Origin of the sequence: Rhodococcus sp. 105337 (genome assembly GCF_012844225.1) — a bacterium.
Lineage (GTDB): Bacteria > Actinomycetota > Actinomycetes > Mycobacteriales > Mycobacteriaceae > Rhodococcus.
In genome coordinates this window covers 40,301-62,042 of record NZ_JABAGQ010000005.1, presented here as the reverse complement: position 1 = coordinate 62,042, position 21,742 = coordinate 40,301, and the positions used below count along the sequence as shown (strand labels likewise).

Here is a 21,742-nt window from a genome sequence, read left to right as displayed (position 1 = left end):
CACCGAGATACGGATCCTGCAGACCGTGCAGGCTGCCGTCGGCAGCACTCCGGGCGCCATCTCCGCTGCGCGCGGTCTGTCGCACTTCGGTGAGCACGCGCTCGGCTGGGTCGCCGTCGGCGGACTCGGAGCCGTGGTCGACCGCAAGCGCCGCCGTCAGTGGGCCGGCGTCGCCGTCGGTGCCGTCGGTGCGCACGCCGCTTCGATCGTCATCAAGCGGGTGGTGCGCCGTCGTCGGCCGTCCGACCCGTCGGTGCAGGTCAACGTGTCGACGCCGAGCAGGCTGAGTTTCCCGTCGTCGCACGCGACCTCCACGACCGCGGCTGCCGTGCTGCTCGCCCGAGTCACCGGGCTACCCTTTCCCGCGGTGCTCGTGCCGCCCATGCTGCTGTCGCGCCTCGTTCTCGGCGTGCACTATCCGACGGACGTCCTGGCCGGCGCGGCACTGGGTGCGGCGTCCGCCGCCGTCGTGGTGCGGGCAGAGAAGAAGTTTGGAGAGCGATGAGCGAGGAACCGGCCGCCGTCAAGGAGGCCCCGAAGACCCTGCCCGCGGGGATCGTCAAGGCGATGCGCCCGCGGCAGTGGGTGAAGAACGTCCTGGTGCTCGCGGCACCGATGGCTGCGGGATCGGTCACCCAGCTCGACGTGCTGTTGCCGGTCGCGCTCGCGTTCGTCGTGTTCTGCATGGCAGCGTCCGGCATCTACCTGGTCAACGACGCGCTCGACGTCGAAGCCGACCGTGCGCACCCCACGAAGCGTTTCCGGCCGATCGCCGCCGGCATCCTGCCGATACGACTCGCCTACATGATCGCGGTGGGCCTCCTGGTCGCTTCGATCCTGCTGTCGTTCCTCGCGAACTGGCAGCTCGCGGTGGTCATGGCCGTCTACATCGGCATCCAGCTCGCGTACTGCTTCGGGCTGAAGCATCAGGCCGTGCTCGACATCTGCATCGTCTCGTCGGGATTCCTGATCCGGGCGATCGCGGGCGGTGTCGCGGCGGAGATCCCGCTGTCGCAGTGGTTCCTGCTGATCATGGCGTTCGGATCGCTGTTCATGGCGGCAGGTAAGCGCTACGCCGAACTCCGTCTCGCGACCCGCACCGGAGCCAAGATCCGCAAGTCGCTCGAGTACTACACCGAGACCTACCTGCGGTTCGTGTGGACCGTGGCCGCGACCGCCGTCGTGATCTGCTACGGCCTGTGGGCGTTCGAGCAGGACAACCGCGCGGACTCGAACTGGTACGCCATCTCGATGGTGCCGTTCGTCGTCGCGATCCTCCGGTACGCGGTGGACGTGGACGGTGGCGAAGCCGGGGAGCCGGAAGAGATCGCTTTGAAGGACCGTGTGCTGCAGTTCCTCGCGGTTGCCTGGATCCTGGTGGTCGGCGGTGCTGTCTACCTCTTCTGACGTCGTGAACGACGTCGACGACAACGCGGCAGGCCGAGCGGGCACCAACCGACCCGGCCTGCCTCGCGGTGTCGCACGCGGAGTGTTCGCCGGGGGAGTGGCCCTCTCGGCACTCCTGATGTTCTGGGGCGCGTGGGACCGCCGCTGGATCGCCGACGACGGCCTGATCGTCCTGCGTACGGTGCGCAACCTGCTGGCCGGATACGGACCGGTGTTCAACGCCGGGGAACGCGTCGAGGCGAACACCTCCACGGCATGGACGTACATCGTCTACGGCGCCGGATGGCTCACCGGCATCCGCCTCGAGTACGTCGTACTCGGCCTCGCGCTGGTGCTCTCGACGACCGCGGTGGTCCTGGCGATGCTCGGCGCGGCGCGGTTGTACCGGTGGCGCATGCGTGCCGCGACCGGCACGGTTCTGCTGTTGCCCGCCGGTGTGCTCGTCTACATCGCGGTGCCGCCGGCCCGGGACTTCGCGACATCCGGACTCGAGACCTGCCTGGTGATCTGCTGGCTCGCGCTGGTGTGGCTGCTCATGGTCCGGTGGGCAACGCCCGATCCCGCCGGGAAGCGGCCTCTCCCGGGGACCGTGGGGATCCTGGGCACGGCGTTCGTCGCCGGGCTCGGTCCGCTGGTGCGCCCCGAATTGGCGATCGTCGCGGGTCTGACCCTCGCTCTGCTCTTCCTCGCGGACGGCCTGACCTGGCGGATCCGCGCTGCGATGGTCGCGGTCGCGGGTCTGGTGCCGGTGGTCTACCAGATCTGGCGAATGGGCTACTACGGCCTGCCGTACCCGAACACCGCGGTCTCCAAGGACGCGGGCGGCGCGAAGTGGACACAGGGCTTCGACTACCTCGGCAACCTGGTCGTGCCGTATCTGCTGTGGCTGCCGCTGTTGTTCCTCGTCACGGTGACCGTCGCGGTGATGCTGTCCAGCGGTCGCGGTACCGGTGTTGCCGGCAACCGTGAAAGGTTCCTGTCGAAGGGAACCGACGTGCGCACCCTGCTGACGGCGGGACAACGAGTACTGCGCACGCCCACCGCCGTGGTCGTGCTGATGGTCCTGTCCGGTGTCCTGCTCCTGCTGTATTCACTGCGCGTAGGCGGCGACTTCATGCACGGCCGCGTGCTGCTCCCGCCCCTGTTCTGCCTGCTGCTGCCGGTAGCGGTGATCCCGCTCCGGGTCCCCGACCGGTCCGAACTCGGAAACAATCCCCGGACCCGCGTGGCCGGCGCGGTCGCGGTGCTCTGGGTCGGCACGGTGGTGTGGGCGCTGTTCGCGTCGAACACGACCGGCATGCCGGAGGGTGCGGTAGTCGGCCGATCGGGCATCGTCGACGAGCGGGCGTTCTACTCGCTCAACACCGGGCACCTCCACCCGATCCGCGCCGAGGACTACCTCGACTACCCGCGGATGCGCGCGATGGTCTCCACGATCGCCGAGACGCCGAACGGGGGCCTGCTGCTGCCCACGCCGTCGTACGACGCCTGGGACGTCGTCCCGCCCCCGGAACCCATTCCGCCGGGCGGAGCGGGGCACACGGTCTTTTTTCTGAACCTGGGCATGACGAGCATGAATGTCGGGCTGGATGTTCGGGTGGTCGATCAGATGGGCCTGGCCTATCCGCTCGCGGCACACACCGAACGGCTCGAAGACGGCCGGATCGGGCACGACAAGATCCTGTATCCGGACTGGGTGGTGGCCGAGTCGGGAGTGGTCGACGTCTATCCCTGGCTGCCGGGCTACCTCGACGAAGAGTGGGTGGCGATGGCCAAGCTCGCGCTCACGTGCCCCGAGACGCGCGAGTTGCTGGATTCGTCCGGTGCCGAGCTGACCTGGCCGCTGTTCAAGCGGAATCTGCGGAACGCATTCGAGTACGCGGGATACCGGATCGACCGGGTACCGGAGTACGAGATCCAGCGGTGCGACCTGCCGATGCCGTCCGCGGGTGGATGACCGAGTTGGCTTGAACTTCAGGTCTCGCTAGTATCACGGCATATTACGGTCGGATAACGGCGAGAACGGTCGCCGCGGCACGTCGGTCTGCGCAAGCCCACGACCTCAGAAATCGGGGTTTGTCAGAGATCACGCCATCCTTTACAGTCTTGACCGCAGTGTGACTTGTGGCGACCGCCCGCCGGTCGTCGAACGCCGGGTATTCACGGGGGACGCGAACGCGGACGCCGCTGATCGAGAAAGTGAGCATTGTTCATGCGTTTTGTCCCCAGGTTGTCGCAGGGCCTTCGTCGGCGCCTGCTCGGCACCGCCGCCGTGGCGCTGGTATTGCCCGTTGCCGCCGGTGTTGCCGGAACCTCCGCGGCTGTCGCCGCACCGGCCCAGAGTGCACCGGTCTCGCACCGCGCACCGGCCGGAGGATTCGAAGAGGTCTTCGTCGATTCCGACATGGGCCCGATCAAGGTTCAGATCCAGTGGGCAGCCCGTGGCGGTGATGCGGCTCTCTACATGCTCGACGGATTGCGCGCCCGCGACGACGCCAACGCGTGGACCTTCGAGACGAATGCTCTCCAGCAGTTCGGCAACGACAACGTCAGCTTGGTCATGCCGGTCGGCGGCCAGGCGAGCTTCTACACCGACTGGTACTCGCCCAGCAATCTCAACAGCCAGGAGATCACCTACAAGTGGGAGACGTTCCTGACCCAGCAGCTGCCCGACTACCTCGCCACCCGTGGCGTGTCGCGCAGCAACAACGGCATCCTCGGCCTGTCGATGGGTGGCTCGGCCGCTCTGACGCTGGCTGCCTACCACCGCGACCAGTTCAAGTTCGCGTCGTCGCTGTCGGGCTACCTGAACCTGTCGGCTCCCGGCATGCGTGAGGCCATCCGTATCGCGATGCTCGACGCCGGCCGCTTCAACGTCGACGCGATGTGGGGCCCGCCGTGGAGCCCGTCGTGGCTGCGTAACGACCCGTTCGTGTTCGCTCCGAAGCTCGAGGGCCTGTCCCTCTACATCTCCGCAGCGAGCGGCCTGCCCGGCCAGCACGACAACCCGGAGGGCTTCGTCGGCTTCTACAACACGGCGAACGCAATGGGCCTCGAGGCACTGTCGCTGGTCCAGACCCGCGCATTCCAGGTCAAGCTGGCCGCGCTCGGTATCCCCGCCACCTTCGAGTTCCCGTCGCGTGGCACCCACGCATGGAAGTACTGGGAAGACGAGCTGTGGAAGGCTCGCCCGCAGATCCTCGAGGCGCTCAACGCCTTCTGATCTCCCTAGAGATCCGGTAGCACTGCTCCTCACAGCGCCGCCCACCACCGTTCGGTGGTGGGCGGCGCTGCGTTCTCTGTAACAATTTTCCCATCAGTCACAGCGCGGCACCCCCGCGACCGGCTCTCCTACGTGTACAAACAAGGTTCGGGACGGGGGACATCCGGCACAGCAGCGCCCGTGTGTGGGCGCCCGGTAACGCAGGAAGCGAGCGATGCAGATGCGAACCCAGCTTGGCGGTCACCGGAGCAGATCGGGCGGCAGCGCACGATCCGAGAGCAGCGGCACACGTTCGGTGGGACGCGGGAAGCGGCGTGCACTCGGGCTGCTCGCAGCCGCGCTCGTGGCACCGCTCGCAGCCGGGATGACCACGGTGCCGGTCGCTTCCGCGCAACCTCTCGCGACCCAAGCCGACCCTGTCGGCCAGAACCAGTCGGGTGCGACGGTGCGTGCGGTCGACTGGCTCACGGACCGCCGCGTGGCGCTGTGGATCGACTCCCCGTCGATGGGAACGCCCATCCAGGTGCAGATGCTCCTCGCCCGCGACTGGAACATCGCGCCGGAGAAGCGCTTTCCGTCCGTGTTCATGCTCGACGGGATGCGCGCCCGCGACGACCAGAGCGGCTGGACGCTCGAAACGGACGCCGAGGCGTTCTTCGCCGACAAGAACGTCAACGTCGTCCTTCCGGTCGGTGGCCAGTCCAGCTTCTACTCGGACTGGGTGGACCAGAACAACGGCCAGAACTACAAGTGGGAGACGTTCCTGACGAAGGAACTCCCACCGATCCTCGAGAAGGACTGGCGCAGCACGGACAAGCGCGGTGTCGTCGGCCTCTCGATGGGCGGCACGGCCGCGATGTTCCTCCCGGCGCGCAACCCCGGTTTCGCGCAGTTCGCCGCATCGCTGTCGGGCATCCTCACCACCACGACCCTCGGCATGCCCGAGGCCATCCACTACGCGATGCAGGATGCGGGTGGGTTCGACTCGGAGGCGATGTGGGGTGAACCCGGCGGCGAGGGCTGGGAGGCGCACGACCCGTATCTCCTCGCCGACAAGCTGCGAGGCGTGAGCCTGTACGTGTCGAGCGGAAGCGGCAGTGCCGGTCCGTACGACGACCCGTCGAGCGTTCCCGGCGTCAGTACCAACTACGCGGGCATGGGCCTCGAAATCTTGTCGCGCCTGACGTCCCAGGCGTTCGCGACGAAGCTGAAGAAGACCGGTATCCCGGCGCAGATCGTGTACCGGCCCTCCGGCACCCACACGTGGAAGTACTGGGAATTCGAGCTGCACCAGTTGTGGCCGCAGCTCGCGAACACACTCGGTGTCGAGGTGGAGAAGCCGGCGTGCGCGCCTGCCGGAGCCATCGCAGACGTTGCCGGTGCCGGCCCGTGGCTGGGCGACTGCCTCACCGCCGAATACCCGGTTGCCGGTGGCACCGTGCAGGACTTCCGCTTCGGGCGGGTCTTCTCGTCCGACGGAGTGACCGTCCCGGTCGCCGGCGCGATCGGCGGTCTCTACCAGGGCAGCGGCGGACCCGCGGGAGCGCTCGGCTACCCGGTCACCGAGGAACGCGGCACCGCGGACGGGCGCGGCCGGTACAACCACTTCCGCAACGGCGCGATCTACTGGACTCCCGAACACGGCGCGCGCCCGGTGCGGGGCGCGATCTTCGAAGAGTGGAAGCGCCAGGGCTGGGAAGGTGGCCCTCTCGGTTACCCGGTCCTCGACGAGGCGCGAACCCCGGACGGTCGCGGCGTCGTGCAGGGCTTCGAGATCGGGGCGATGTACTGGTCGGAGCAGACCGGCGCGCACGCGGTCCAGGGCATGATCATGGACAAGTACGGTCAGCTCGGCTACGAGGGCGGAGTGCTCGGGTTCCCGATCTCGAGCGAGCAGGTCGTCAAGGACAACGGCCGCGTCGCCGACTTCGAGAACGGCCGCATCTACTGGAGCCAGCCCACCGGCGCGTGGCCCGTGCGCGGCAAGGTCCTCGACGCGTGGTCCGCGGAGGGTGCCGAGAACGGCCGCCTGGGCTATCCCGTCGGCGACGAGTTCCCGGCCGAGGGTGGACGCGGTGTCCAGCAGAACTTCCAGAACGGCTTCGTCACCGTCGACGGCGACGCGGTTACGCTGCACCCGTAACCCGCCCGGGGACTGTTACTCCCGCACGCGCGGCCGTACGGAGCGAGGCGCTCCGTGCGGCCGCGCGTGCGCTATGTAGCCTGGGGCACACCCTGTTCCAGTTCTGCTCGATACCGGATGTGAGGACACCACCACATGCCTGCACGGACCCGCTCGCGCTCCACCCGCGTCTTCGGCGCACTCGCCGCGGCAATCGCCGCCACCGCAGTTCTGTCCGCCTGCGGAAGCGACGACTCCACCGCTACGAGCACACCGACGACGACCGGTGTGACAACGTCGACCAGTACGGTGTCTCCCACCGACGAGGCGGACGAGACCGGCGCGGGCGAGACCTCGAGCACCACCGCGAGTGGTGACGAGTCCGCACCGCCCGCCGCGACGCCGGCCCCCGGCGGCGGGGCACCCGGTGGGGCGCCCGCTCCCACCGCGGAAGGCGACGAGTTCCTCGCCGCGCTGCGTGCCGAGGGTGTCGAGCCGTCCGACGAGGCCGGCGCGATCAGCATCGCGGACTACATCTGCAGCGCTCAGGCGCAGGGTGGCTCCCCGTCCGAGGTGAAGACGTTCGTCACCGCCTTGGTTGGCAGCGAGTCGGTCACCTCCGGCGGCGAGATCACCGAGGAACAGGCCGCTGCTACCGCGGACACTTACATCGCCGTCGCGGGCGACACGTACTGCAGCTAGGAAGGTCGGCACGATGGTCAGGACGAAGCAGCGCCGTAGTGGGCGCACAATCGTGGTTCTGGGGGCGCTGCTCCTCCTGGCCGTCGTGCTGGTGCTCTGGTACCTGCTTGCGGGACGGCTCGATGTGCCGGGCCCGACCCCACCGCAGGGTCCCGACGACACGCAGTCGCAGCCGGCGTCGTGCCCGGATGTGCAGGTCGTCAGCGTGCCGGGGACGTGGGAGTCGGCGATCGGGGACGATCCCTACAATCCGACCGCAAACCCCATGTCGTTGATGCTCAACGTGACGCGCCCGCTCCAGGAGCGGTTCGATCCGCAGCGGGCGGACGTGTACACCGTCCCGTACGTCGCTCAGTTCTCGAACCCGATCGCCATTCCCCCGGACGGTCAGCAGTCGTACAACAACAGTCGCGGCGCGGGTACGGCGGCGACCACAGATTTCCTGTCGCAGCGCTTCGCCGAATGCCCGCTCACGAGCTATGTGCTCACCGGCTTTTCGCAGGGTGCGGTGATCGTGGGTGACGTAGCGGCGCAGATCGGTGCCGGCAACGGTCCGGTTCCGGCGGATCGTGTCCTCGGGGTCGCGCTGATCGCGGACGGCCGGCGCGACGGCGTGTCGGGAACCGACATCGGAGCCCCCGTCGCGGGAGTGGGCGCGGAACTGTCGCTCGCCGGACTGCGACTGCCGGGCATCACCATGACGGGCGAACGTCCGGGCGGTTTCGGAGCGCTCGACGACCGCACCGTGCAGATCTGCGCGCCGACCGACAGCATCTGCGACGCCCCTGCGAACGCGTTCAATCCGTCGAACTGGGCGACTGCTGCGCCGCGCATCCTCGAGTACGTGAACAACCCGATCCATGCGCAGTACAACTGGTATGTCGTCGACGAGAACGGGACCACCGCACCGCAGTGGATCACGTCGTGGGCGACCGATTTGATCGAATCCGCCCCGCATCCTGCCGAGGAGTGAGGTTCCTCGAGGGTTACTCGCCAGTAGTGTCGGTCGTCACCACCGGGTGCAACGGTCCTGCCGTCGGCCTCTAGACTCATCTCTCGGCCGACACGCCCGGCCGATCCGGGGCGCGCGGTTCGCGATGACTGCCACAGGAGAAGAGGTCCGATGGGTGCCAGCGACGGAGCGGCGAATACCCGCCCGGCGATGGGGCGTACCCGCACCGGCGACCTCGGCCTCCGCTGCGTTCCGATGATCCACGTCACTACCACGTCGTCCGCGCGTCTGCGCGTCGATATCGGTCCGGTGCGCCGCGCGCACGTTTCGGGCGGGCCGAGGCGGGTACTGCGCAGGTCGGGGGATGACACCGGCACGCATACCGGGCCCGGGACCCCTGCGGAAAGGGCGCCGAATGTGCACAGCGGGTCGGCGATGTCGTATGTTGGTGGCTTCCCGAAGGGGACGGAAGTGCCTGTCCCGTCGATTCCGGTATTCGTGGGGTGGGTAAGCGATGCCGATCTGTAACATATCCGTGACCTCGGACCGATGAACACCTTCAGTGAGTCGTACACAGACGCTGTTCGCGGTGTTCGAGGAGATGATCTGGCAGCGCAAGAAAGAGTTAGGGGCGCAACCATGTCGAGTGGTTGTGGGATCGCTTCGACAGGGAGAAGGAATTGAGCGTCGGGTTCGAAGAGTTCATCGATGAAAACGGCCGGATCAACTTGCCGGAGGGGAACACGCTGCTCGATCACCTCGAGCAGAACGTGGCCTCCAACGGTGACGAGACGGCTTACCGCTACATCGACTACTCGCGGGAACGGGACGGTGAGGTCCACGAACTGACGTGGAACCAATTCGGCGTCCGGCTCAAGGCCATCGCCGCGCGATTGCAGCAGGTCACCGATCCCGGCGACCGGGTAGCGATCCTCGCCCCTCAGGGCCTCGACTACGTGGTCTCCTTCTTCGCCGCGATCTACGCGGGCGTCATCGCCGTACCGCTGTTCGATCCCGACGAGCCCGGCCACACGGACCGGTTGCACGCCGTTCTGGGCGACTGCACTCCGAGCGCGATCCTCACCGCTACCTCGTCTGCCGCAGGTGTCCGGCAGTTCTTCCGCCCCCTCCCCGCCGCGCAGCGTCCCCGGGTAATCGCCGTCGACGCGATCCCCGACACGCTCGCGGACTCGTGGACCAGCCCCGCGGTCTCCACCGACGACATCGCGTACCTGCAGTACACGTCGGGCTCGACCCGCGTCCCGGCCGGCGTGGAGATCACCCACCGCTCGGTGCTCACCAACGTCATCCAGATGGCCGATTCGATCGAGCTCGACGAGACCTCGCGTGGCGTGACCTGGTTGCCGCTGTTCCACGACATGGGCCTGCTGACGGTGATCCTGCCCGCGATCGGCGGAAAGTACATCACCATCATGAGCCCGCGTGCGTTCGTCGCACGTCCCGGTCGCTGGATCCGCGAACTCGCCGCCGTCTCCGACGGTGCCGGCACGTTCGCCGCCGCGCCCAACTTCGCCTTCGAGCACGCCGCCGCGCGCGGCCTGCCCAAGGACGGCGAAACCCTCGACCTGAGCAACGTCATCGGCCTGATCAACGGCAGCGAGCCGGTGACCACGTCGTCGATGCGCAAGTTCAACGAGGCGTTCGCGCCGTACGGCCTGCCCAAGACCGCGATCAAGCCGTCGTACGGGATGGCCGAGGCGACGCTGTTCGTCTCGTCCACCAAGCACAGCGACGAAGCGAAGGTCCTCTACGTCGACCGCGACGAACTCAACCGTGGCCGGGTCGTGCGCGTCGACCGCGACGCCGAGAACGCGATCCCGCAGGTGTCCTGTGGTTTCGTGTCGATCAGCCAGTGGGCCGCGATCGTCGACGCCGAGACCGGCGCCGAGGTTCCGGACGAGCACGTCGGCGAGATCTGGCTGCGCGGCGACAACGTCGGCATCGGCTATTGGGGTCGTAAGAAGGAAACCGACGAGACCTTCCACAACAAGATCACGCAGCGGCTTCCCGAGGGCAGCCACGCCGAGGGCACCCCCGACGACGCCAAGTGGCTCCGCACGGGCGACTACGGCGTGTACATCGACGGTGAGCTGTACATCACCGGCCGCGTCAAGGACCTCGTCATCGTCGACGGCCGCAATCACTATCCGCAGGACCTCGAGTACTCGGCTCAGGAGGCCAGCCCCGCGCTGCGCCCCGGGTTCGTGGCCGCGTTCGCGGTTCCTGCCAACCAGCTCCCGCAGGTGGTGTTCGAGAACGCCGCCTCGGGCCTCGAGTTCGACGCGGACGATTCGTCCGAGCAACTCGTCGTGGTCGCCGAGCGCGCACCGGGTGCGGGCAAGGTCGACCCGCAGCCGGTCGCGGATGCCGTGCGCGCCGCGATCTCGGCACGCCACGGCGTGACGGCGCGCGACGTGCTGCTCGTTCCCGCGGGTTCCATCCCGCGTACTTCCAGCGGAAAGATCGCACGGCGCGCCTGCAAGGCCGCCTACATCGAGGGAACGCTGCGCGGTGGTCACCAGCAGCAGGCGTTCCCCGACAGCGTGTGAAGAAATGTTCTTGTTCCCGGGTAGCGTGGTGGGTTGATGGCTGACATGGAAATGACCGTTGCGGAACTGCGTGACTGGCTGCGGAACTGGATCGCAAACACGACCGGCCAGCCGGTCTCGCAGATCACGGATGATCGTCCGCTCGAGGAGTTCGGACTGTCGTCCCGCGACGCGGTGGCCTTGAGCGGTGAGATCGAGGATCTTCTCGACGTCACCCTGAACGCGACGATCGCGTACCAGCATCCGACCATCGCGTCGCTGGCAACGCGCATCATCGAGGGCGAACCGGAACGTCCCGAAGACGACGACGACGCGTCCCTCTACGCGGCGCGACCGTCGGGGGCGTCGAAGGACATCGCGATCGTCGGTGTGTCGACGCGCTTCCCGGGTCATATCGAGACGCCGGAGCAGATGTGGGATCTGCTCTCGTCCGGGCGGGACGCCATCGGCGATCTTCCCGAGGGCCGCTGGTCGGAGTTCGAAGGCGACCCGGCCGTCCGCGAGTCGATCCGCAAGGCCAACACCCGTGGTGGCTACCTCGACGACGTCAAGGGCTTCGACGCCGAGTTCTTCGCGATGTCGCCGCGCGAGGTCGAGATGGTCGACCCGCAGCAGCGTCTCGCGCTCGAACTGACGTGGGAGGCGCTCGAGCACGCGCACATTCCTCCGAGCGACCTCAAGGGTGGTTCGGTCGGTGTCTTCATCGGCAGTTCGGCGAGCGACTACATGCTGCTGGCCTCGGTCGACCCGTCCGTTGCGCACCCGTACGCGCTGACGGGTACGTCGTCCGCGGTCATCGCCAACCGCGTCTCGTACTTCTACGACTTCCACGGCCCCTCGGTCACCCTCGACACGGCGTGCTCGTCGTCGCTCGTCGCGGTGCATCAGGCGGTGCGTGCGCTGCGCGGCGGTGAAGCCGATGTCGCGCTGGCCGGTGGCGTCAACATGCTGCTCGCGCCGGCCGGAACCCTCGGTTTCGACGAACTCGGCGTCATGGCTCCCGACGGCCGCATCAAGGCTTTCTCCGCCGACGCCGACGGCATGATCCGTGCCGAGGGCGGCGGTCTCGTCGTGCTCAAGCGTCTCGAGGACGCCGAGCGCGACGGCGACAACATTCTCGCCGTCATCGCCGGCACGGCCGTCAACCAGGACGGCCGTTCGAACGGCCTGGCGGCCCCCAACCCGGAAGCACAGGTCGACGTGCTGCGCCGGGCCTACCGGGACGCGCAGATCCTGCCGTCGGGTGTCGACTACATCGAGGCACACGGCACCGGCACGGTGCTCGGTGACCCGATCGAAGCCGATGCACTCGGGCGGGTCGTCGGCCGCGGCCGCGATGCCGACAAGCCGGTGCTCCTCGGTTCGGCGAAGACCAACTTCGGCCACCTCGAGTCGGCTGCCGGTGCTGCGGGCCTGATCAAGGTCGTGCTCGCGATGCAGGAGGACGCGCTTCCTCCGACGCTGAACTACACCGCGCCCAACCCGTACATTCCGTTCGACAAGGCGCATCTCCAGGTCATTCCCGACGGTGCGAAGTGGCCCCGGTACACGGGACGCGCGGTCGCGGGCATTTCCGGTTTCGGATTCGGCGGCACCAACGCGCATGTCGTGGTGCACGAATACACCGGCCCCGACGGGCAGGAAGCAGCCGAGGCCGAGGTCGAGATCGTGTCCGACGCCGTCTCCGAGATCGCCGAGACCCCCGCGGAACCGGCTCGTGAGATGCCGGTCGTGCTCGCGGTGTCCGCTCCGATGCCGTCCCGCCGTCGCCGCGCCGCCGCCGACCTCGCCGACTGGCTCGAGACCGAGCAGGGCAGCACGACTCCGCTCGCCGACGTCGCCCGCACGCTCGCGCGTCGCAATCACGGGCGCTCCCGCGCGGTCGTGGTCGCCGCCGACCGTGCCGAGGCCATCGCCGGTCTGCGCGCCGTCGCCGCCGGCAAGCCGGCCCAGGGTGTCTTCACCGCCGACTCTCCCGCGTCCGCGGGACCGGTGTGGGTGCTGTCCGGTTTCGGTGCCCAGCACCGGAAGATGGCCAAGCAGCTGTATCTCGAGAACCCGGTGTTCGCGCGGGCCGTGGACGAGGTCGACGAGCTGATCGTCGACGAGTCCGGTTACTCCATGACGGAGAAGTTCCTCGACGACAGCCAGGACTACGACGTCGAGACCGCGCAGGTCGGGATCTTCACGATCCAGATCGGCCTCGCGGCGGTACTGCGCCACCACGGTGCCGAGCCCGCCGCGATCGTCGGGCACTCGATGGGTGAGGCTGCCGGCGCGTACATCTCCGGTGGACTCGCGCTCGAGGACGCCGTGCGCGTCATCTGCGCCCGCTCGCGGCTGATGGGTGAGGCGGAAGGCCAGCTCGAGGGCGACGACATCCGTCTCATGGCGCTCGTCGAATACAGCGCCGACGAGATCACCTCGGTGCTCCCGGACTTCCCGCACCTCGAGGTGTGCGTCTACGCCGCGCCCACCCACACGGTCATCGGTGGCCCGCAGGGCGAGGTCAACGAGATCGTCGCCCGCGCCGAGGCCGAGGAGAAGTTCGCTCGTGTCCTGCAGACGAAGGGCGCGAGCCACACCTCGCAGGTCGACCCGATTCTCGGTGAGCTCGCTGCCGAACTCGCGGGTATCGAGCCGCACCCGCTGAAGGTCGCCGTGTACTCGTCGGTGGACCAGGAAACCCTGTACCGGCCGGGACACGAAGGCATTCACGGGGTCGAGTACTGGACCAAGGGCATGCGCCACAGCGTGTACTTCACGCAGGCCGTGCGCCAGGCACTGTCCGACGGCCACACCACCTTCGTGGAGCTCAACGCCAATCCCGCGACGCTCATGTCGGTCGCGTCGACCGCTTTCGACGCGGGCGTGCAGGACGGACAGTTCATCCAGACGCTCAAGCGCAAGGAAGACGAGTCGCTCGGCGTGCTCCTCGCCCTCGCGCAGCTGTATGTGCACGGGCATCCCGTGGACTTGGGCAGCCTGCTCCCCGAGGGGGACTACGCCGAGATCCCGCGGACCGCGTTCCTGCGGAAGCCGTACTGGGTCGAGGCCCGCATCGGCTCCGCGGGCAACAGCCGGGTTCCCGGTGCGCACGTCGCACTCCCCGACGGCCGGCACGTGTGGGAGGTGCAGGCTTCGGCCGTCACCGATCCCGCCGCGCTGCTCGTGGCCGCGGCCTCGCAGGTGCTCGCCGACGTGACGCTCACCGCGTCGATGCCGCACGCACCGGTGCCCGCAGCCGGGACGCTCACCACCACGCTCACCCGCCATCCCGGTGGTGCGTCGCTGCAGGTACACGCTCTCGACGACGGCGGGTTCACGCTCGTCCACGAGGGTGTCGTCACCTCCGGTGAGGTGCTGTCCGCACCTGTTGCCGCCACCGCGGTGTCGACCCGTACGGACGAGGACACCGCCGAGGTGGCCGAGAGCGCCGGCGACCGATGGGATCCGGCCGGCTCGCAGACCCTCGAGGATCGGCTCGCGCTGATCGTCGCGGAGTCGATGGGATACGCGCCCGAGGACCTGCCGGTCGAGATTCCGCTGATCGAACTGGGCCTCGATTCGCTCATGGCGGTCCGGATCAAGAACCGGGTGGAGTACGAGTTCGACATTCCGCAACTCCAGATCTCCGCGGTGAAGGATGCGAGCCTGCGCGACGTCGCGAAGTACCTGCGGTACGCCGTCGAGAACCGCGAGGAAGTCGCGGCACTCGCCGAGCAGCAGGCCGCGGACAAGGCTGCCGAGCGCGCGGCGGACGCCGCAGAAGACGCAGCGGCCGACGAGCAGGCACCGACCTCGGTGGAGGACACCACGGTCGTCGCCGAAGCCGAGCAGATCCTGGAGGACGCGGCGCCTGCCGCGCCGGCCGAGACCGCGCCGGAGACCGCTCCGGCCGAGACCGCGTCGTTGGACACCACCGATGACGGTGGCGTCGATGTGCCCCCGCGCGACGCCGCCGAACGCCTGACGTTCGCGTCGTGGGCGGTGGTTACCGGGCGGTCGGCGAAGAGCATCTTCAACACGCTTCCCACGCTGGACGACGAGAAGGCCGAGAAGCTCGCGGCCCGTCTGACGGAGCGTTCCGGAGGCAGCATCACCGTCGAGGATGTGCGGGGTGCTGCGACGATCGAGAAACTCGCGGATGTCGTCCGCGGATACCTCGAATCCTCCGACCGGATCGACGGATTGGTGCGCGCCCTGCGACCGCGGCCCGAGGGCTCGGATGCGGTGCCGGTGTTCGTCTTCCACCCGGCAGGTGGCTCCACCGTGGCGTACGAACCGCTGCTCAGGCGTCTTCCCGCCGATACGCCGATGTACGGCTTCGAACGCACCGAGGGACCGATCGAAGAGCGCGCCGCGGTATATCTGCCGCTCATCGAGGAGATCCAGGGCGACGGCCCGTACGTGCTCTACGGCTGGTCGCTCGGAGGTGTGCTCGCCTACGCGGTGGCGCGCCTGTTGCGCGAGCGCGGCAAGGACGTGCGTGTCGTCGGGCTGATCGACACCGTCATGGCGGGCGAGAAGGTCGAGAACACGCCCGAGGAGATCAGGAAGCGCTGGCAGCGCTACGCGCGCTTCGCGAAGAAGACCTACGGCATCGAAGCCCCGCTGCCGTACGACCTTCTGGCCGAGGCCGAGTCCGACGAGGACCAGATCGGAATCCTCATGGGCCTGCTCGAGATGAGCGGTGTCGAGATCCCCGGCGGCATCATCGAGCATCAGCGCACGTCGTGGCTCGACAACCGGGCGATCCAGACCGCCGAACTCGAAACCTACGACGGCGATGTCGTTCTCTACATGGCGGATCGCTATCACGACGACGCGATCGACCTCGAGCCGGCGTTCGGCACCCGGCAGCCCGACGGCGGCTGGGGAGACGTCGTCGCGAATCTGGAAGTCGTGTCCGTGGGTGGCGATCACCTGCAGATCGTCGACGAGCCGTACATCGCCAAGGTGGGGGCAGACCTGACCCGTAAGCTGGCCGCCATCGAGGCCTCGAGGAGCTGAACGAGTAGTGACCACCACCACGGCAGAAAAGCTGGCCGAGCTGCGCCAGAAACTGGAGATCGCGCAGGAACCTGCGGGCGAGATCGCAGTCGCCAAACGCGCGAAGAAGGGCATTCCGAGTGCGCGTGAGCGCATCGACATGCTCCTCGACAAGGGGAGCTTCGTCGAGATCGGCGCGTTGATGAAGACGCCCGGCCGCGAGGACGCCTTCTACGGCGACGCCGTCGTCGTCGGGCACGGCACGGTTGAGGGCAGGCCGGTCGCGGTCTTCTCCCACGACCAGACGGTGCTCGGCGGCAGCGTCGGAGAAATGTTCGGCCGCAAGGTTTCCGCGGTCCTGGACTACGCCCTCAAAATCGGCTGCCCCGTCGTGGGCATCAACGATTCCGGTGGCGCGCGCGTGCAGGACGCCGTCACGTCGCTCGCCTGGTACGGCGAGATCGGGAAGCGCACCGAGCCGTTGTCGGGGCTGTGCCCGCAGATCTCGGTCATCGTCGGCAAGTGTGCCGGCGGTGCCGTGTACGCCCCGATCAACACCGATGTCGTGGTCGCGACCGAAGACGCCCACATGTTCGTCACCGGACCGGATGTCATCAAGGCCGTCACCGGTGAGGACGTCAGCCTTCACGAACTGGGAAGCGCGCGTAAGCAAGCCGAATACGGCAACGTGCACCACGTCGCGCCCGACGAGAAGGCCGCGTTCGAGTGGGTGCGCCAGTACCTGAGCTACATGCCGTCGAACGCGCAGGAGAAGCCGCCGGTCGTCAATCCCGGTCTGGAACCGGAAATCACGCCCGACGACCTCGAACTCGATTCGTTCATGCCGGACGCCGACAACTCCGGCTACGACATGCACGACATCCTGCTGAAGATTTTCGACGACGGCGACTTCTTCGAGGTCCGTTCGCAGACCGCGCACAACATCATCACCGGATACGCCCGCGTCGACGGCCGCCCGGTGGGTGTCGTCGCGAACCAGCCGCTCCATCTGTCCGGTGCGCTCGACGCAGCCGCAGCCGACAAGGCCGCGCACTTCGTCCGGGTCTGCGACGCCTACAGCATCCCGCTGGTCTTCGTCGTCGACACTCCGGGCTTCCTGCCCGGTGTGGAGCAGGAGAAGATCGGCGTCATCAAGCGTGGCGGCAGGTTCCTGTTCTCGTACGTCGAGGCGTCCGTGCCGAAGGTGACCGTGGTGGTGCGCAAGTCGTACGGCGGCGGTTACGCGGTGATGGGTTCCAAGCAACTCGGCGCCGACATCAACTTCGCGTGGCCGACGGCCCGCATCGCCGTGATGGGTGCCGAGTCCGCGGTTGCGGTCATCGGTCGCAAGCAGATCGCCGACGCGGGCGAGAATGCTCCCGCGGTGCGGCAGCAGCTCATCAACTTCTACAACGAGCATGTGGCGACGCCGTACATCGCTGCCGAGCGCGGCTACATCGACGCCGTCATCGACCCGGCTTCGACGCGGCTCGAGATTCGGCGCGCTCTGAATCTGCTGCGCGACAAGACGGTGTTCAAGAACCCGCGCAAGCACCACCTGTTGCCGCTCTGACGGCCACCGTGTGACAACGATGCCGTAGCGGGCTGCACGCGCACTGTGCAGCCCACTACGGCATTCGTCTGTGCCGGCTAGACGGACAGGGCGCGGCGCACGTAGCCGACGATGTGCTCGACCTCTGCGTCGGCATCGAAGCTGGTGGTGTCGCGCCAGAGCAGGTGTTCCATCGAGGCGAGCAACAGGATCGACGTTGCGCGCGAATCCCGTTCGGGGTCGGTCGAGCCCAGCTCGCGGATCGGTCCGGCGAGCACCTCCGCGAGCGCGAACTCGAGATCCTCGCGCACCTTCGGCGCATGAGGACGACCGCCTCCCGCCGCGACGACATTGCGGGTCGCGGCTCCGATGCTCGGGTCGACCGCCTGACTGAGGACCGCGGCGACGCCCGCCCGGAGAGCGCCCTCGGGGCTTCCTGCCGCGTCCATCTTCCGGCGCAGGTAGTTCAAAAGCCGCTGGCTGCCCTCCTCGACCACGGCGTCGACGAAATCGCTCTTGCTCCGGAAGTACCGGTAGAAGGCGTCGTTCGACAGTCCGGCAGCGGTGACGATGTCCGCGACGCGTGCGGGAGCACCCTGCGTCAGCAGTTCTCGGCCGGCGCGGATGAGCCGGTCCACATCGCGACTCGCAGCCTCCTGCCGCGGGGTCAGACTCCGCCTGACCGCTTGGGTGGCTCGCGGGGAGAGCGACGAGGCGTCCGCGCTGTTCTCGATGGTCACTCCCGCATTCTAGGGATACGCGACATGGTTACCCGACACCCGTCCGGGCATGTGATCCCTCACGTTCCGTCCCCGGACGGCCCACAACCACGTTCGGCCGAACCGGACGTGGTTGTGGGTGCGGCAGCCCCGGACGCTACTCGTACACGCGCATCGACGCAGGCTTCCACAGCCCCGAGCGGTTCACCTCGCTGGTCGCGATCTCCGCGGGAACCGCGTCCGGGTAGTTCGGGACGTACCGCTCGAGCGAACCCCAGTCGCGGGCCCAGTCGTTCTTCAGGTACGTCGGAATCTGTTCGGCACGGGCGAGGACCTCGGTGAATCCGAGCGGGCCACCGTTGTCCGCCGACTGCCACGTGTCGGTCGACGACACCGCGAGCGGACGGTCGGGGAGGATGCGGTAGTTCGGCATCTCGGCGACACCGGCCCAGTGATCGAACGGCCGCTGGCACGGGAACTGCAGACCCACGGCCCAGTCCAGCAGGACGGGCTGCTCCGAGCCGATCACGCTGTCGAGGGTGTCGAGGACGGGCACCCGCGGCGGCGTGAACGCGAGCCACTGGTCTCCGGTGAGGTTGGGATCGTTCGCGACGATCCGCACCGCGTCGGTGTCCTCCGGCAGATCTGCGATCGGCACACGCAGGTTCCGCCACGACGGTGCCGGACCGATGTCCCGCGGCAGGTAGGTGCCCTTCGCCTCGACGGTTCCGTCGGGCAGCCGTGTGCCGTACTCGACGAGCAGCGACTGTCCGTAGTTCAGGGCACCGGTGTCGTCGTAGGACCAGACGCGGCCGGCGGCCGAGAGCACGATCAGCGGCGACTCGTCGGCACGCTCGGGCAGCTGGTACCAGCTCGAGGTGAGGCTTGCCGGTTCCTGCACGCCCTGCTGGTAGCTACCGAGGACCGGGGTGACGGCCGGGTCGAGTCCGAACGGCAGGCGCGCGGTACTGCCGTTGACGGTCTGTGCACCTCGTCCACCGGTGGTGCCGCCGCCGGAGCCGGTCTCGAACGTGGGGCCGACACTCTGGTTGTCGGTGTTGCCCTGTCCGGGTTTGACCTCGACGTAGTCGGCGGTGAGGTCGGACGGAACGCCGTCCGGGCTGAATCCACGGGGAGAGGATCCGGCGAGCGGATCTCCGCCGGCCGGAGGATTCGCGGGGTCGGTGATCGGTTCGAGACGGCCCTGGTTGGGGTCGATCTCGACGAGCACGTCGTTCGCGAGGCCGCAGGTGTCACCTGCGAGGGCACCGATGTTGGACCGGGCGAGCGAGTAGGCGGGGTATTGCGCCACAGCGCCCTTGAGGAGTGAGAGCACCTCGAACAGAACCATGACCGCGGCGACGACGGTGAGCGGCGCGGCCGCGAAGGTCCGGATACGGCGGCCCTTGCGCGTCGTCGGTTTCTCCGGTGGCGCCGCATAGCCTTCGCGCAGGTACTGCCAGGCGACGAGGAGCAGCGCCGCACCGAAGAGGATGAGGAACACCGAGCTCGACTGGGTGCCCTGGAACGAGACGGTCTTGTCGAACCACGGAACGCCGTAGCTCGAGACGTACCACCAGCCGTTGATGCCGGCGAACGACACCGCGAGGACGAAGAGCAGACCTGCCAGGAAGATCGTGCGGTTTCGCCGCGATCGCAGAGCACTGGCGGAGACGAGCACGGCGGTCAGTGCGGCGAGCGATCCGGCGATGCCCGCGTACGCCCCGAAGTGGTGGGTCCACTTCGTGGGGTTGAACATCATGAAGAACATCGTTCCGAAGACGATGCCGAGCAGGCGCCACGACGGGCTCATGGCGATGCCGGGGATCTTCCGGCGACGCAGCAGCACGAGCATCGTCGTGAACAGGCACAGCAGCATGACCAGGAACGCGAAACGGCGTGCCAGCGACCCGTCGACGGTCTGCACCATCAGGTAGTAGTAGCGGAGGAAGTCGTTCCACCACTCCTCGTTGGGGCCGATGATCGTGCGCACACGGGTGGCCTCGAGGACCGCCGCGAGGGTCTGGTCCGAGAAGACCACCACGAGGACGAGCACACCGGCTGCGCCGATCGGAGCGAGCAACGGCAGCGTGCCGACCTCACGGTGACGGCGGACCACGATGCGCGTCATGGGCCGCAGGCCCGCGATCAGCGCGGCGATACACATCAGGCCGGTCGGGGCGGCCGCCAGCGTGAAGGCGCCGATGATGACGGCTGTCGCGGCCGGCAACAGACGGCCGGTGGCGATCGCGCGCTCGATCGAGCACCACGTCAGCAACGCGCCGAGGGCGACGATCGGTTCGGGACGCAGGCCGTTGTTGTAGGGGAGCCAGAAGGCGAGGAACACCAGTCCGCCGGTCCACAGCGCGATCCGGTTCTCCCGGACGGCACGCCCGAGCCGGGGCACGACCTCCCGGCTGATGACCATCCAGCAGACGATGGCGGCGAGCAGTGCCGGCAGTCGCATCCACGGGCTCGCCGTGGAGATCTTCGCGAACGCCGCCAGCACGTCGTAGTACCAGCCGAACGGCGCTTCGGGTACACCGAACCACCGGAAGTAGTTCGCCATGTAGCCGGAGTGCTCCGACGCCCGGGCCATCGACAGGAGGTAACCGTCGTCGGAGGTGTTCGCGCCGAAGAAGTGCCAGCCGATGAGTGTGCCGATCACGACGATGTCGACACCGCTGAACTTCCACCAGCGTGCGGGCAGGAAACGGCGGTGCCCGCGTCCGTCGGTGCCGTCCAGCTTCGCGAGCGCGGCGAGCGCGAGTGCGGTCGACAGGACCGCGAGGATCATCGCCAGCGATTTGACGAGGGTGGGTGACGACGTGAATCGCGAATCCACGTCCACGGTCACCTCGAGTCCGGGCACCGCGGTGGTCAGGTCGCTGAAGACGCCCACGACCAGCGGCCGCAGGTCGCCACCGAGTTCCCCGGCGCGCGGGAGGCCGTTCTCGTCGGAGAGCCCGACGAATTCGGCGGTCGTCCGGTCGGCGTCCGAGAAGAGACGGATCTCGGTGCACGCACTCGACTCCACCTCGCTGCGCGGCGCCGTCGCCACCACGACGTTGCGGTCGAGCACGTCGACGTTCTCCTCGCCGACACGCACGAACATCGCGTTGAGCGCGGCGTCCTGCCCGTTCGCGGGTGCGGTCGCGAGGAGCATCCCGCCCGAGTCGGGGAGTTCACCGACCGCGACGCACGGGATCGTCGCCTCGAAACTGAGCGGTACCTGCGACATCAACGGCAGTTCGATGTCGGTGACCGAGCCGTTCTGGGGCCACGTCACGGTCGCTTCCGTGACGCGCACCGGCAGGAACGGCGTCGCTACGGCAAGGACGATGCCGAGCAGTCCCGCGACAGCGGCGACGAGTCGTGCGGTCCGGTACTGCGTACGAAGATCCTCGCCGACGGACCTGAGCGGGGTCTCGCTGGGAGCGGGGGCGGTCGTCACGTCGTCGGGCACGGGTTCCGATGGTATCGGCAGCCCACGTGTGACGGCA

12 protein-coding genes are annotated in these 21,742 nt (G+C 68.0%); 10 read left to right on the top strand and 2 right to left on the bottom strand.

Annotated features, from left to right (window positions below; all coding sequences use genetic code 11):
* Positions 1 to 7 precede the first annotated feature (7 nt).
* The 10 genes from HF886_RS10270 to HF886_RS10225 all read left to right on the top strand — a co-directional run bounded on the left by HF886_RS10270 (position 8) and on the right by HF886_RS10225 (position 17,541).
* Entirely contained in the window at positions 8 to 505 is a 498-nt protein-coding gene (locus HF886_RS10270) for a phosphatase PAP2 family protein (protein WP_169621057.1), read from the top strand.
* Positions 502 to 1,407 carry a decaprenyl-phosphate phosphoribosyltransferase gene (locus tag HF886_RS10265; RefSeq protein WP_169652237.1) on the top strand — a complete coding sequence of 302 codons (906 nt, stop codon included), beginning with the start codon at positions 502 to 504 and terminating at the stop codon, positions 1,405 to 1,407. Before HF886_RS10270 ends, HF886_RS10265 begins: the two co-directional genes overlap by 4 nt.
* A gap of 58 nt (positions 1,408 to 1,465) precedes the next feature.
* The gene (zomB, locus tag HF886_RS10260; protein WP_277350462.1) at positions 1,466 to 3,364 is read left to right on the top strand and encodes a flagellar motor control protein ZomB; all 1,899 of its coding nucleotides are present in this window, start codon (positions 1,466 to 1,468) and stop codon (positions 3,362 to 3,364) included.
* Between the two features lie 255 nt (positions 3,365 to 3,619).
* Positions 3,620 to 4,630, top strand: a complete 1,011-nt coding sequence (locus tag HF886_RS10255) for an alpha/beta hydrolase family protein (RefSeq protein ID WP_169620778.1) — start codon at positions 3,620 to 3,622, stop codon at positions 4,628 to 4,630.
* A gap of 214 nt (positions 4,631 to 4,844) precedes the next feature.
* Positions 4,845 to 6,773: an alpha/beta hydrolase-fold protein gene (locus HF886_RS10250; RefSeq protein ID WP_169620777.1), complete on the top strand. Its 1,929-nt coding sequence runs from the start codon at positions 4,845 to 4,847 to the stop codon at positions 6,771 to 6,773.
* A 135-nt stretch (positions 6,774 to 6,908) separates the two neighbouring features.
* Complete coding sequence (locus HF886_RS10245) at positions 6,909 to 7,454, top strand: DUF732 domain-containing protein (protein ID WP_169620776.1); 546 nt, start codon at positions 6,909 to 6,911, stop codon at positions 7,452 to 7,454.
* A 13-nt stretch (positions 7,455 to 7,467) separates the two neighbouring features.
* Entirely contained in the window at positions 7,468 to 8,427 is a 960-nt protein-coding gene (locus HF886_RS10240) for a cutinase family protein (RefSeq protein WP_169620775.1), read from the top strand.
* A gap of 659 nt (positions 8,428 to 9,086) precedes the next feature.
* The gene (gene fadD32, locus HF886_RS10235; protein WP_169652236.1) at positions 9,087 to 10,976 is read left to right on the top strand and encodes a long-chain-fatty-acid--AMP ligase FadD32; all 1,890 of its coding nucleotides are present in this window, start codon (positions 9,087 to 9,089) and stop codon (positions 10,974 to 10,976) included.
* Between the two features lie 51 nt (positions 10,977 to 11,027).
* Entirely contained in the window at positions 11,028 to 15,989 is a 4,962-nt protein-coding gene (gene pks13, locus HF886_RS10230; RefSeq protein ID WP_169652347.1) for a polyketide synthase Pks13, read from the top strand.
* Positions 15,990 to 15,996: 7 nt separating this feature from the next.
* Positions 15,997 to 17,541, top strand: coding sequence for an acyl-CoA carboxylase subunit beta (locus tag HF886_RS10225; protein ID WP_169652235.1), 1,545 nt, complete (start codon positions 15,997 to 15,999; stop codon positions 17,539 to 17,541).
* Positions 17,542 to 17,618: 77 nt separating this feature from the next.
* On the opposite strand, the gene HF886_RS10220 is transcribed toward HF886_RS10225, so the two are convergent.
* Complete coding sequence (locus HF886_RS10220; RefSeq protein ID WP_169620772.1) at positions 17,619 to 18,260, bottom strand: TetR/AcrR family transcriptional regulator; 642 nt, start codon at positions 18,258 to 18,260, stop codon at positions 17,619 to 17,621.
* A 136-nt stretch (positions 18,261 to 18,396) separates the two neighbouring features.
* Entirely contained in the window at positions 18,397 to 21,705 is a 3,309-nt protein-coding gene (locus HF886_RS10215; protein WP_169652234.1) for an arabinosyltransferase domain-containing protein, read from the bottom strand.
* Positions 21,706 to 21,742: the final 37 nt, after the last annotated feature.